The 12,982-nt window shown below is 63.6% G+C and carries 10 protein-coding genes and 1 pseudogene; 3 read left to right on the forward strand and 8 right to left on the reverse strand.

What is annotated here, in order from left to right:
• From LB566_RS28070 to LB566_RS28105, 8 genes and pseudogenes are all read right to left on the reverse strand, one after another.
• Positions 1-183 (reverse strand): annotated as a pseudogene (locus LB566_RS28070) (NAD(P)(+) transhydrogenase (Re/Si-specific) subunit alpha); the annotation flags it as partial.
• 87 nt (positions 184-270) lie between these two features.
• Positions 271-495 carry an aa3-type cytochrome c oxidase subunit IV gene (locus LB566_RS28075; RefSeq protein ID WP_140550322.1) on the reverse strand — a complete coding sequence of 75 codons (225 nt, stop codon included), beginning with the start codon at positions 493-495 and terminating at the stop codon, positions 271-273.
• Positions 496-708: 213 nt separating this feature from the next.
• A complete protein-coding gene (locus tag LB566_RS28080) occupies positions 709-858 on the reverse strand; it encodes a DUF3096 domain-containing protein (RefSeq protein ID WP_140550323.1) in 150 nt (49 codons plus the stop codon).
• Positions 859-1,013: 155 nt separating this feature from the next.
• Entirely contained in the window at positions 1,014-1,793 is a 780-nt protein-coding gene (locus LB566_RS28085) for an N-acyl amino acid synthase FeeM domain-containing protein (protein ID WP_140550324.1), read from the reverse strand.
• 146 nt (positions 1,794-1,939) lie between these two features.
• Complete coding sequence (locus tag LB566_RS28090) at positions 1,940-4,252, reverse strand: putative bifunctional diguanylate cyclase/phosphodiesterase (RefSeq protein WP_224629185.1); 2,313 nt, start codon at positions 4,250-4,252, stop codon at positions 1,940-1,942.
• A 144-nt stretch (positions 4,253-4,396) separates the two neighbouring features.
• Positions 4,397-7,876: an indolepyruvate ferredoxin oxidoreductase family protein gene (locus tag LB566_RS28095; protein ID WP_224629186.1), complete on the reverse strand. Its 3,480-nt coding sequence runs from the start codon at positions 7,874-7,876 to the stop codon at positions 4,397-4,399.
• Between the two features lie 221 nt (positions 7,877-8,097).
• Positions 8,098-8,637: a hypothetical protein gene (locus LB566_RS28100; RefSeq protein WP_411910518.1), complete on the reverse strand. Its 540-nt coding sequence runs from the start codon at positions 8,635-8,637 to the stop codon at positions 8,098-8,100.
• Positions 8,624-9,238: a CGNR zinc finger domain-containing protein gene (locus tag LB566_RS28105; RefSeq protein WP_224629188.1), complete on the reverse strand. Its 615-nt coding sequence runs from the start codon at positions 9,236-9,238 to the stop codon at positions 8,624-8,626. Before LB566_RS28105 ends, LB566_RS28100 begins: the two co-directional genes overlap by 14 nt.
• A gap of 148 nt (positions 9,239-9,386) precedes the next feature.
• On the opposite strand from LB566_RS28105, the gene LB566_RS28110 reads away from it, so the two are divergent.
• The 3 genes from LB566_RS28110 (at position 9,387) to LB566_RS28120 (ending at position 12,981) form a co-directional block, all read left to right on the forward strand.
• Complete coding sequence (locus LB566_RS28110; protein ID WP_140550329.1) at positions 9,387-10,292, forward strand: branched-chain amino acid ABC transporter permease; 906 nt, start codon at positions 9,387-9,389, stop codon at positions 10,290-10,292.
• 293 nt (positions 10,293-10,585) lie between these two features.
• Positions 10,586-11,188 (forward strand): TRAP transporter small permease subunit, encoded by a 603-nt coding sequence (locus LB566_RS28115; RefSeq protein WP_224629189.1) that lies wholly within the window; start codon positions 10,586-10,588, stop codon positions 11,186-11,188.
• Positions 11,185-12,981 (forward strand): TRAP transporter large permease subunit, encoded by a 1,797-nt coding sequence (locus tag LB566_RS28120; RefSeq protein WP_224629190.1) that lies wholly within the window; start codon positions 11,185-11,187, stop codon positions 12,979-12,981. The genes LB566_RS28115 and LB566_RS28120 overlap by 4 nt, the downstream gene beginning before the upstream one ends.
• The last annotated feature ends 1 nt before the right edge of the window (position 12,982 follow it).

Consider the following 12,982-nt stretch of genomic DNA (forward strand, 5'->3'; position numbering starts at 1 on the left):
CTTGCCGATCGAAGCGCCCGCCTTGGCGAACTCCTCATCGGGAATGCGCGACCGCGTGCCGGCACCGGCCTCCACAACCACCTCAAGACCCAGGCCAGCCAGCCGCTTCACCGTATCGGGCGAGGCCGCGACGCGCGGCTCGTTCGCATCGAGCTCACGAGGGATGAAAACCGTCTGTCCCACCGCATGATCCTTTCGGCTGGAACCTGTTTGCGCAAAATGTCGGCCGGGGCGTCCGGCGACGTCAAAGGCAATGGGGTTTTGGAAAGACTATCGCAGAATGAAGGCGCCGAGGGCCATGATCAGGACGAACAGGACAGTCGCCGAGAAGAAGCCGCCCGCGAAGAAACCGAAAGCCATCGCCAGAAGTATGGCGCCGCAGAAGAGCGATCCGTATTTGGCCAGCATGAGGAAGCCCGCATAGGTGCGGTCGTGCTCGGCATAGTCCATCTTCGCGCCCAGTTCGACAGGACCGGTCGGCGTGTGCTCAGCCATAGGAATACCCCTTCGAAGACATCTTTCAGGCACATAGCGAAAAGCCGCGCCGAGAGCAATGGCGCTATTGCCGCATCGCAGCCGACAACTTCCTCAAGGGAAATTTGAAACAAAGCCGCCCTGCCTTCGGCAGAATCGCCGAACCGCTCCGGCTGCTTGTTTTCGCGCAATCGCGGACGAAGCCGGCTGGCGCGTCAACCGTGCTGGCCGGCTTCAGCCGGCGAGGTGGGGAAACAATCCAAGCAGGCCGGCTATGATCAGATACAGCGCGACGATGTAGTTCAGCAGCCTTGGCATGACCAGGATCAGCACGCCGGCGATCAGCGAGATGAGCGGAGTGAGCGCGAGGGTGGAGATGGTCATATGGGCTTCCTTTCGGCGCTGGCCTGCTGAAGGAGACAAAGCTTCTCATTTGCGCGGACGATTGGCGCCAGCGCGTCAACCAAACGTCGCAGCGACCGAAAAGCTCCATCGGCCCGCGACATTGGCGCAGTGCCGGGGTGCGCGGATGAGCGACATCAGGCGGCTTCGCGGAAATATTTTGCCGTCGGCAGGATGGTCAGCGGCGCCAGTTCGCCCGCGCCCGGCGTTTCGAACAGCATACGCTGCTCCATCGGCGTCGAGCGGAAGAACGGGAAGCGGGAGAAGGAGCGCTCGCGGATCTCTTCGACGTTGGCCCGATAGAGCACGACCTTGTAGTTCAGGCCTGGATAGTCGCGCAATTCACCGATCTGCTCGGAGCAATAGATGCGGCGATAGAAGCCAGCATGCTCGGGGCGGATGGTGGAAAGGCAGTAAGGCGCGTCGAAATAGAAGCAGGCCATGCCGGCAAGACGAAGCGTCAGATAGGGGATCTGGGGATAGGCCCTCGACCAGTCCGGATCGGCCGCAAAGCGGCTCGGATCGGCGAAATGCGCGCCGGCGGCCAGCATCGGCCGCAATATGTCGCCATAGACCGTGGTGGACGGCGATTGCGGTGTCGCGCTGCACGCATGGTGGATGCGTAACGTGCTGACCAGCTCGCCATCGATGTAGATGCCGAATTTCGAGCAGTTCTCGGCTTCGTCGAGGTCGTCATGGATAATATGATCCGGATTCTCCGGAACCATGTCGCTCAAGCGATAGGATTTGTAGCGCAACCGATAGATATCCTCGAGGTCCTCGCCCTTGTCGCAACGGCGATACTCGGTGCGCTCCAGCATTGCCGAAATATTTCTGGCAAAGCTCGACATATTGTCGGAGGAGTTTTCTTCGCTCACGCTTGCCACTTGGCGAAGCGCCGTCAACTTCGCATCCATGAACTAACCCCGTAAATGCCGCCGTGTCTCAACACTACGACGGCACCACGGTATGTAAAGATGAAAATGAGCCGAACGCTCTTTACTGATCGTTAACGTTAACTACCAGCCAAATTTTACTAAAATCAGAACGTTCCGCAGCCGCGTCAGCCGCGAGCCGCCCGTCTGGCACTCTTGATCTCCTTGGCGAAAGGCCAAACCGTGCTCGACATGGTCTCGATACCGGAGGCACTGAGCGCCGAACCGAACAGGAAGCCCTGCACAAGATCCGGCTTGACCTCCAAAGCGAGGATCTTGAGCTGCTCGAAGGTCTCAACGCCTTCGACGGTGACCGAAAGCCCAAGCGGCCGCGACAGATTGACAATGCCCTTCAGCAGCTCCAGCGAGCGCTTGCTCTGGGTGACGTCCATCAGGAAAGAGCGGTCGATCTTGATCTTGTCGAGCGGCAGCTTGTGCAGATAGCTCAGGCTCGAATAGCCGGTACCGAAATCGTCGAGTGCGATGCGCACACCGATCTGCTTCAGTTCCTCGATATATTGGCGTGTCAGCGACTTGTCGTCGAGCAGCGCCGTTTCGGTGACCTCGATCTCCAGCCGGCCGGCGGCAAGGCCGGAGCTGGCCAGCGCGTCGCGAACCTTCTGGATGACGTCCCGGTTGCGAAAATCCTTGGCGGAGAGATTGACCGAGACGCTGGTGTGGTCCGGCCACTTGGCGCATTCGGTGCAGGCTGCCTGCAGCACGAAGGTGCTGATCTCGGAAATGATGCCCATTTCCTCCGCCAGCGGAATGAAGACGCCGGGTGAAATCGGCCCGAGATCGGGATGGTCCCAGCGGCACAGCGCCTCGCAGCTGGCTATGCGCATCGTGTTCATCGCCACGATCGGCTGGTAGACGACGCGCAGGGCCTTGCCTTCCACCGCGCTGCGAAGGTCCGCCTTCATCAGCTGGCGGTTGCGGAAAGCGGCGTCCATGGCGGCCTCGAACAGCCGCCAGCCGTTCTTGCCGAGCTCCTTGGCCTTATAGAGCGCCAGGTCCGCCTTGACGATCATGGCGTCGACGTCGGTATCCCTGACCCGCGACAGCACGGCACCGCCGCTGGCCTGGATACGCAGCCCATGGCCGGCGACGTCCACCTCCCCTTGCAGGGCGGCGAATATCACGTCGAGCTGGCTGGCCAGATGGCTCTCATCCTCGATGCGGTCGAAGAAGATCATGAATTCATCGCCGCCGAAACGGCTGACGGTCAAGCCTGGCCCGGCAATGGCCGCAAGCCGCTCGGCGACCGCGTAGATCAGGCCGTCGCCGATCGGGTGCCCGAGCGTGTCGTTGACGCTCTTGAAATCGTCGAGGTCGAGCACGGCCAGGCCGCAGAGGCGGTCGCGGTCGCCCGACGCCATGGCCTCGCCGACCTGTTCGTGGAAATAGGCGCGGTTGGGCAGGCCGGTGAGACTGTCGTAGCGTGCCATGAAGCGGATCTTGTCTTCCGCCTCGACGCGCGCCGTCACGTCCTCGAAGGTGATGACCCCCAGCTCCTGGCTGCCTTCGCGGGCGGAGAATTCGTAGTGCTGGCCGTTGGCGAGCGAAACGAGCACCTTGCGGTCGCGGCCCTCGCGCAGCGCCCGCGTCAGCTGTGCTTCGATGTAGCGGCAGTCCTTCGGCGCCAGCATGCCGCCGGCGACACCGCGCATCAGCAAGCCATGGATCGAGCGCCCGAGCAGCGCATCGGCCGACTTCAGCGACATCAGATGCGCGGCCTCGGCGTTGGCGACCGCCACCCGGCCGTCCGGGCCAAGCATGACCAGACCGTGCGACATGGTGTTCAGCGCGCGATTGAACCGCTGGGCGAGGCGGTTCGCCTTCTTTTCCTCGGACAAAGCGGCGAAAAGCACCTCGCGGACAAGGTCGGCGAAGCGCTTGATGGCGAACAGGAACGGCGCCGAAAGCAGGCCGAGAATGAAATGATAAGGGTCCCCGCGCAGGATGAAACCCAGCGAAATGGGCCAGGTCATGGTCATGATGAAAATCATCACCATCCTGGGCGAGCCATAATTGCGGCCGGCGATCGACGTGGCGGAGGCGAGCGTCACGCAGACGGCCGCGATCTCGGCGAAGCCGTCATAGGCAAGATAAATGCCGACGAGGCAGAACGTGCCCAGCATGAAACCGTGCATCGAGCCGTAGAGGATGTAGTCGTTCTCGCGGCGGCGCGCTTCTTCCCAGCTCCTGGGCGACGGTGCATTCCGGTATTTTCGGATGTTGCGCAGGCGCAGGAAAGCAACCGTCAGAAAACCAACCGTCACGGCGAGATAGGCCGGATCCCTGGTCTTCCAGTAAACGAGCACCACCAGCAGGGTCTGGGCAAAGAATCCGATCGACAGCGTCAGGCCGTCGCGAAACAAGGTTTCCACGAACGGTATGTAGACGTCGACAGGGATCTCGTTCTTTTTTCTCAGATTCAACGCCTGAATCCCAACCCTGGGGAGTCAAGCAGTGTCATATTCGCCTTAAGAAAGATTTAGAACGGCCGCTTTGCCCGTGCCGTCAAGGCGGGTGACGTTACGGAATGTAGTGAAACTCAAGTTCAGGTAAACAAGCCGTATCCATCACTCGGCGGCTTGGAGTTCTCCCCTCGCCGATATGCCGGACAGGCGCTCGAGCAGCCTTTGGCGCTCACCGGCCGCCTTTTGAGCGCTGGCTTGCCTGACATGGCCGTAGCCGCGGATGAGTGCCGGCACCGAGATGAGGGCCGTGGCGGCCTCGATGTTGCCCGGCGCCAGCGAGTTGGCGACGCGTTGCAGGTCGGCCTCATATTGCGCCAGCAACTGCCGCTCCATGCGCCGTTCGGCGGAATAGCCGAACAGGTCGAACGGCGTCCCGCGCAGGCCTTTCATCGCCGCCAGCATGCGGAACCCCTTCATCATCCAGGGGCCGAAGCTCGATTTCCTCGGTTTGCCGTCATTGCCGCGACGGCCCAGGATGGGCGGCGCCAAATGGAATTCGAGTTTTTCGTAACTCTGGAACTGCTTGCCGAGCTCGGCGGCGAAGGAGCCGTCGGTATAGAGCCGCGCCACCTCGTATTCGTCCTTGATCGCCATCAGCTTGAACAGGTTCCTGGCCGCCGCTTCGGTCACGGCGGTCGAACCGGGCGCGGCCTTGGCTTCGACCGCGCGCAGGGCAGCGATCCTGCCGGCGTAGCGCTTACCATAGGCGGCGTTCTGATAGGCGGAGAGGAAAGCGACCCGGCGGGCAATGATCTCGTCCAGCGTCTGGGCAATCGTGGCGGCTTGGCCGTCCTTGCCCGGCTGGGCGACGAGGCCACGCACGAAATCCGGCTGATGCGCGGCGCGGCGGCCCCAGCGGAAGGCCGCGATGTTCATCCCCACCGCCTCGCCGTTCAATTCGATCGCCTTTTCGACGGCTTGCGCCGAGAGCGGCAGACCGCCATGCTGGAAGGCGAAGCCGAGCATGAACATGTTGGCGCCCAGCGAATTGCCGAACAGGGATGTGGCGGTGCGGGTGGCGTCGAAGAAATGCGCCTTGTCGTCGCCGGCAGCAGTGCGGATCGCCCTCTTCAGGCGCTCGATGGGCAGCGAGAAATCGGCCGAGCGGGCAAACTCGCCCGGCATGATCTCGGCGGTGTTGGCGAGGAAGATGGTGTGGCCCTCGCGCACCGCGGCCAGAACCTTCTTGGCGCCCGACACGACGAGATCGCAGCCGAGCACGAGATCGGCCTTGCCGGCCGAGACACGGATGGCGTGGATGTCATCGGGCGTGCGGGCGATGCGGACATGGGTAAACACCGAGCCGCCCTTCTGGGCAAGGCCGGCCATGTCGATCATGCCGCAGCCCTTGCCTTCGAGATGAGCCGCCATGCCGAGTACGGCGCCGACGGTGACGACGCCGGTGCCGCCGACGCCGTCGATGATCGCCGCCCAGCCCTGTTCGCCGAGCGGGAATTCGGCGGCTGCTGGAACGCCGTCGAGCGGATCGGTCTTGCCGGCGATGCCTTCGGCCTTGCGGATCCTGGCGCCATGCACGGTGACGAAGGACGGGCAGAAGCCATTGACGCAGGAAAAATCCTTGTTGCAGCTCGACTGGTCTATCCGGCGCTTGCGGCCGAACTCGGTCTCCACCGGCTGGATGGAGACGCAGTTCGACTGGACGCCGCAGTCGCCGCAGCCCTCGCAGACCAGTTCGTTGATGAAGACCCGCTTGTCGGGATCGGGAAAGGTGCCGCGCTTGCGGCGACGGCGTTTTTCGGCGGCGCAGGTCTGGTCGTAGAGCAGGATCGATACACCGCTGACGCCACGCAGCTCGCGCTGGACGAGATCGAGATCGTCGCGGTGATGGATGGTGGCGCCGGCCGGGAACTCGACCTTGCCGGCATATTTGTCGGGCTCGTCGGTGACGATGGCGATGCGCTCGACGCCTTCGGCCCGCACCTGCCTGGCGATCATGTCCACCGTCAGGCCGCCTTCATGCGGCTGGCCGCCGGTCATGGCCACCGCATCGTTGTAGAGGATCTTGTAGGTGATATTGGCGCCCGACGACAGCGCGAAGCGGATCGCCAGCGTGCCGGAGTGATTGTAGGTGCCGTCGCCCAGATTCTGGAAAATGTGGTCGCGCTTGGAAAAGGGCGCCTGGCCGACCCACTGCGCCCCCTCGCCGCCCATCGCGGTGAAGCCGACGGTATTCCTGTCCATCCACAGCGCCATGAAATGGCAGCCTATGCCGGCCGCGGCGATCGAGCCGTCCGGCACCTTGGTGGAGGAATTGTGCGGACAGCCGGAACAGAAGAAGGGGGTGCGGGAGCCGATATCCGACGCGTCTGCGAGCATGGCCTGGAACTGGCGCAGCTTCGCCACCCGCGCTGAAATCTCTTCCGACGGTCCGATGGTTTTCACGATCCTCTCGCCAAGGGCAATGGCGATCTCGTTGGGGTCGAGCGCGCCCTTGGCCGGAAACAGCCAGTCGCCGCGCTCGTCCTTCTTGCCGACGATGACGGGCTGCGTGGCGGTGCCGTAAAGGTTCTCGCGAAGCTGCACCTCGATCAGCGAACGCTTCTCCTCGACGACGACGATGGTGTCGAGGCCGTGCGCGAAGTCGGCAATGTGCTGGAAATCGAGCGGCCAGGGGCAACCCACCTTGAACAGCCGCACGCCGATGCGGTTGGCGGCCGCCTCGTCGATGCCGATATCCTCCAGCGCCTGGCGCACGTCGAGATAGCTCTTGCCGATGGTGGCGATGCCGATCCTGGGGTTGCGGCCGCCCGAATAGACGATCTTGTTCAGCCCGTTGGCATGGATGAAGGCGGACGCCGCGGCCCGCTTGTACTCATGCAGCCGCTCCTCCTGGCCGAGCATGTCGATCTCGTGGCGGATGTTGAGGCCGCCGGGCGGCATGTCGAATTCGGGGATGACGATGTTCAGCCGCTCGATCGAGGCATCGACCGAGGCCGTCGATTCGATGTTGTCCTTGACGCATTTGATAGCCGCCCATGTGCCGGCGAAGCGCGACATGGCAAAGCCGTAGAGCCCGTAATCGATTATCTCCTGGACGCCGGCCGGATTGAGGATCGGCACCATGGAGTCGACGAACAGGAATTCGGTAGCATGCGCGTTGGTCGAGGATTCGGCCATGTGGTCGTCGCCCATCAAAGCGAGCACGCCGCCATGTTTCGACGAGCCGGCCAGATTGGCGTGGCGGAAGACGTCGCCGGAGCGATCGACTCCCGGACCCTTGCCGTACCAGACCGAAAAAACGCCGTCATGGGTGCCCTCGCCCAGCAGTTCCGTCTGCTGCGATCCCCAGCAGGCGGTGGCGGCGAGTTCCTCGTTAAGGCCGGGCTGGAAGACGATGTCGGCCTGGGCGAGCTGTTTTTTCGCCTTCCACAGCTGCATGTCGAGGCCGCCCAGCGGCGAACCGCGATAGCCGGAGACGAAGCCGGCCGTGTTCAGGCCCGCGCGGCGGTCGCGCTCGCGCTGCATCAGCAGCATGCGAATGACCGCCTGCGCGCCGGACAGGAAGATGCGCTCCTTCCCCAGGTCGAACTTGTCGTCGAGCGCGACGTCGTGCAGCGTCATCAGGCATTTCCTCTGCGGAGGCCGCGTGGGCGGCAGGCAGCCAGCGTCGGGATCGGATGACGCATCCTTTCTCCCCTTGCAAGACAGGTCAAACGAAATCGGACGTGCCAGGCAACGCGCAACGAACGATCCGCCGTCATCTCTTGCCTGGTATGAAATCGCTCCGCGAGCAACGTCCGGCGCACGAAAATTTCGCTTTTCTTCGGGCTTGGCGGCGAGCGTCAGGTGCCCTTGGAACAGTCCGGCTTCGGCTCGCCCGGCAGCTTGCCGTCGGGATGGCCGACGAGATCGGGATTGGCGGTGTAGAGTTGGTCGATGACGAGCGGCCGGTCGGGCAGGATGGACTGGTCTTCGGTGGACATCAGCGTGGTGTCGATCTTCTGCAGGACCGCGCCGTCGGAGCCCTTGATGCTGATGGCAATCGTATAGGGCTTGTTCTTGACGACGCAGGTCAAAGCCGGGCTCTCCAACGTCACCTTGTCGAGCTTGGGCCAGACCTTCTGCTCGACCACCAACGGCGCACCGCCGGCCGGATCCTGGAAGCTGGCGACCGCGACCTGGCCCTCTCCCATCGGCTGCAAGGGCCGCAGCGTCACGACATAGGTCGCCCGGGCGAGACGGTAGTTGAAGACGAATATCTTGCCTGAAATCTCGAACAACCTGCCTTCACCGTCCTTGCCGGTGTCGCGGCAGGCGCCGAGCGCCATCGCCGCGATCAGCGCCATGCCGAGCAGGGCTGAACGAGAGCTAATCCTGGACATTGTTGACCTCATTGGCCGCCCTGCGGCGGCGATAGTGACGGCTTGCCTTCTGGCGGTTGCCGCAGACCGCCATGTCGCACCAAAGGCGGCTGGAATTGCGGCTCCGGTCAACGAACAACCAGGAGCAATTGGGACAGATCCTGAGCCTCGCGACGGTGTCCTCGCGCAGCAGCGACAGGGCGGAAACCGCCAGTGCCGCCTCGAAAGCGATCGGCGTTGCCGGATCGCCGAACGGTTTTCCGGGCGTTGCGATCTCGGTCCGGCTGCCGGCAAGACCGTCAGCGCAGGCTCCCAGCAAGCCGGAGAGATGATCGGTAGCGACGGCGCCCTTCGACACGGCGTGGCGAAACAACCGGTCCGTCGCCTCGCGGATCGCCAGCACGACAGGCGCGATTGCAGCCGGCGCGAAGACCGCCAGCCGCCTGCCGCCAAGCTCGGCGGCGCGAAAGCCGCTTGCCGCGTCCGCGAAGCGGGCGATCTCGCGCCGATCATCAAAACGGTCGAAGGTCCTCTCCGGATCGGCGCGCAGCACGACGGTGTTCGCCGTGTCGAGCGCGAGCAGGCCGCCGGTGAAGCGGTGGGGGATCCAGGATACCGTCATGGCCGAAATCTAACCGATAAATCGCGTTTGACAAGTTAGAATCGCCGATGCAAGTCTTGCTCAGGGGTGGTATCGCCGCTCTTTGTTGGAGCGCTTCGTTGTCCCAAAACCGCCGTGTACTTTGGGCGACATGCTCCGAGGGTTTCGCATGCTGTATTTCTTCCAGCAGGTCCTGAACGGGCTGCATTCGGGGGCGCTCTATGCGCTGCTGGCGTTCGGCTATGTGCTGACCAACGGCATCCTGCACCGCACCAACCTGGCCTATGGCGCGCTGTTCGCCTTTTGCGGGCAGACGATGATCCTGACCGCCGCCTTCGGCTACCAGGTGCTGTGGCTGACGCTGACGGCGGCGGTGGGGCTCGGCGTCGCGGCGGCTTTCCTCTATGCCGCGCTCATAAGCCACGTCCTGTCGCGCAGCGTCTTCGAACCGCTGGCCGACCGCTCGCCCAACGCGATCGTGGTGACCACGCTCGGCATCTTGCTGGTTTTGTCGGAAGCAAGCCGCATTGCCGCCGACACGCATGATCTGTGGCTGCCGCCTATGCTGGCGCAGCCTGTCGTTTTCGCACAGAATGCCGGCTTCAAGGCGACATTGACGCTGATCCAACTGCTCGACTGCGCCGTGGTGCTGGCCGCGGTAGCGCTTGCGGCATGGGCCTTTGCCCATTCGAATTTCGGCCGGCGCTGGCGCGCCGTCTCCGACGATCCCAAGGCGGCCGCCATGTGCGGTGTCGACGTGCGCGCCGTGTTCCGCCACGCCGTGCTTTTCGGTGGCTTTTGCGCCGCGCTCGCCGGCGTCATGGCCGGCCTCTACTACGGCAATGTCAGTTTCGGATCCGGCCTTGTCTACGGGCTGAAGATCCTGTTCGTGACGGCGGTCGGCGGCTATCTCTCGCCGCCGCGGGCGGCCCTGGGCGCTGCCGCTTTCGGCATGGCCGAATCGCTATGGGCCGGCTATTTCCCCGTGGAATGGCGCGACGCGTGGATGTACCTGTTCCTCGTCGCCATGCTGGTGCTGATCGGCGCCGGTCGCGACCAGACCAAGATCGCGTGATCCGCATCAGACTTTGGTTGCATGACGCGCGCCTCCAATAGCTTGTTTCGGGTGCGAAACGGTCGCCTTTAATGCTTTGATTTTTACCCGCGAACCCTGCCGGCGGCCGGTTCCGGTTTTCCGAGCCGTGCGCCGCCGGCCGGCGCTTTGTCCGCTCCCTCGTCTCACAACCGCGTTGCCGGCGTCGCTCCTGTGTTGACCCGTCCTGCCACGCACGGCATACGGTTAGGCCACAGCGGCGCGGCGTAAAATAACGGGGAGCCGTCGCGCCTCGGACAACAAGGGAGGAATGCATGGCAGGGCTTCTCGCTCTATCCAGGGCGATCGATCGCGTGAACGAGTTCATCGGCAAATGGATATCGTGGCTGATCCTGCTGGCGATCCTGGTGAGCGCCGCCAACGCGACCATCCGCAAGGTGTTCGACATCTCATCGAATGCGTGGCTGGAGCTGCAATGGTACCTGTTCGGCGCCGCCTTCATGCTGGCGGCGGCCTATACGCTGAAGCAGAACGACCATATCCGCATCGACATCGTCTACGGCCTGTTCCCGCGCCGCGTGCAGCACTGGATCGACCTTCTCGGCCACGTCTTCTTCCTGATGCCGTTCGTGACGCTGATGGTGATCTATTTCGTCCCCTACGTGTCGCTTTCGTTCCGCAGCGGCGAAATGTCGAACAATTCCGGCGGGCTGATCATCTGGCCGGCAAAGGCGATCCTCCTGGTCGGCTTCTTCCTGCTGGCGCTGCAGGGCATCTCCGAAATCATCAAGAAGATCGCCATCATGCGCGGCGACATGGACGACCCCACTCCGTTCATATCCGCGCATGAGCAGGCGGAACTCGAAGCCAAGGCACTGGCAGACGAGGCTAAGGCGCTTGGCGAGGTACGCTCGTGATCGAGTTCATCGCCCAGAACATGGCGCCGATCATGTTCGCCTCGCTGGTCCTCTTCCTGCTGATCGGCTATCCCGTCGCTTTCTCGCTCGCCGCCAACGGGCTTTTGTTCTTCTTCATCGGCGTGCTGGTCTCGCCCTATTCGGGCGGCTCGATCAACCTCGCCTGGCCGCTGCTGCATGCCTTGCCGGATAATTTCTACGGCAGTCGGGTGATGTCGAACGACACGCTGCTGGCGATTCCGTTCTTCACCTTCATGGGCATCGTGCTCGAGCGATCGGGCATGGCGGAAGACCTGCTCGATACGATCGGCCAGTTGTTCGGGCCGATCCGCGGCGGGCTTGCCTATGCCGTGATCTTCGTCGGCGCGCTGCTGGCCGCCACGACCGGCGTGGTGGCCGCATCCGTGATCGCCATGGGGCTGATCTCGCTGCCGATCATGCTGCGCTACGGCTATGATCGCCGGCTGGCGTCCGGCGTCATCGCCGCTTCCGGAACGCTCGCTCAGATCATCCCGCCGTCACTGGTGCTGATCGTGCTCGCCGACCAGCTCGGCCGCTCGGTCGGCGACATGTATGCGGGCGCGCTGATCCCCGGCATCGTGCTGACCAGCCTCTACATGCTCTATATCCTGGTCATGACGATCGTGCGGCCGAATTCGATGCCGGCGCTGCCGCTGGAAGCACGCACGCTCGGCCACGGCGTCGTGTCGCTGCTGGTGGCGCTGCTGGCAACGGTGGCGATCTCCTACGCGGCCTACCGCTATCTCGCACCGACCCACGGCGACAATGCCGACATTCTCGGCGCCAGCATCGGCGTGGCCGTGATCTATATCGTTGCGATCGCCGACCAGCGCCTGAAAATCAACATGATGTCGCGGCTGGCGCAGCAGGTCGTGATCGTGCTGATCCCGCCATTGGCGTTGATCTTCCTGGTGCTGGGCACCATTTTTCTTGGCATCGCCACTCCAACCGAGGGCGGCGCCATGGGCGCTGTCGGCGCGCTGGCAATGGCGGCGATCAAAGGTCGGCTGTCGCTCGACGTGGTCAAGCAGGCGCTCGCTTCGACGACAAGGCTGTCGTCCTTCGTGCTGTTCATCCTGATCGGCGCGCGCGTCTTCTCCCTCACCTTCTACGGCGTCAACGGCCATATCTGGGTCGAGCATCTCTTGACCTCGCTGCCGGGCGGCGAGGTCGGCTTCCTGATCGGCGTCAACATCCTGGTCTTCGTGCTTGCCTTCTTCCTCGATTTCTTCGAGCTGGCCTTCATCATCGTGCCGCTGCTGGCGCCGGCCGCCGACAAGCTCGGCATCGACCTGATCTGGTTCGGCGTGCTCCTGGGCGTGAACATGCAGACCAGCTTCATGCATCCGCCCTTCGGCTTCGCGCTGTTCTACCTGCGCTCGGTCGCCGCCCGGGTGCCCTATCTCGACCGCTTGACCGGCAAGCAGATCGCGCCGGTGACAACGGGCCAGATCTATTGGGGCGCCGTGCCGTTCGTCTGCATCCAGGTGATCATGATCGGGCTCACCATCGCCTTCCCGCAAATGGTGATGCACTACAAGGGCACAGCGGTCGATTCCGGTACGATCGACTATACGGTGCCGGGGGTGCCGGGACTGACGCCGCTCGGCACGCCGCCGGCCGGGACCGGCACCGCGCCCGGCAACGGCGCCGCGCCGCCCGCCGCGCCTGCCGCGCCCGACTTGTCGCAGCCGCCGAACTTCGGCGACACGACGCCCGCCAAACCGGCGGCACCACAGCCGGACCTGTCGAAGCCGCCGAGCTTCAACTGAT

The sequence above is a fragment of the Mesorhizobium sp. CA13 genome, assembly GCF_020165235.1.
In the GTDB taxonomy this organism is placed as follows: Bacteria; Pseudomonadota; Alphaproteobacteria; order Rhizobiales; family Rhizobiaceae; genus Mesorhizobium.

Bases quoted from the DNA above. Each gene is read 5' to 3' on its own strand.
- LB566_RS28075 (WP_140550322.1), bottom strand. From the start codon at position 495: ATGGCTGAGCACACGCCGACCGGTCCTGTCGAACTGGGCGCGAAGATG.
- LB566_RS28080 (WP_140550323.1), bottom strand. From the start codon at position 858: ATGACCATCTCCACCCTCGCGCTCACTCCGCTCATCTCGCTGATCGCC.
- LB566_RS28085 (WP_140550324.1), bottom strand. From the start codon at position 1,793: ATGGATGCGAAGTTGACGGCGCTTCGCCAAGTGGCAAGCGTGAGCGAA.
- LB566_RS28095 (WP_224629186.1), bottom strand. From the start codon at position 7,876: ATGACGCTGCACGACGTCGCGCTCGACGACAAGTTCGACCTGGGGAAG.
- LB566_RS28100 (WP_411910518.1), bottom strand. From the start codon at position 8,637: ATGTCCAGGATTAGCTCTCGTTCAGCCCTGCTCGGCATGGCGCTGATC.
- LB566_RS28105 (WP_224629188.1), bottom strand. From the start codon at position 9,238: ATGACGGTATCCTGGATCCCCCACCGCTTCACCGGCGGCCTGCTCGCG.
- LB566_RS28110 (WP_140550329.1), top strand. From the start codon at position 9,387: ATGCTGTATTTCTTCCAGCAGGTCCTGAACGGGCTGCATTCGGGGGCG.
- LB566_RS28115 (WP_224629189.1), top strand. From the start codon at position 10,586: ATGGCAGGGCTTCTCGCTCTATCCAGGGCGATCGATCGCGTGAACGAG.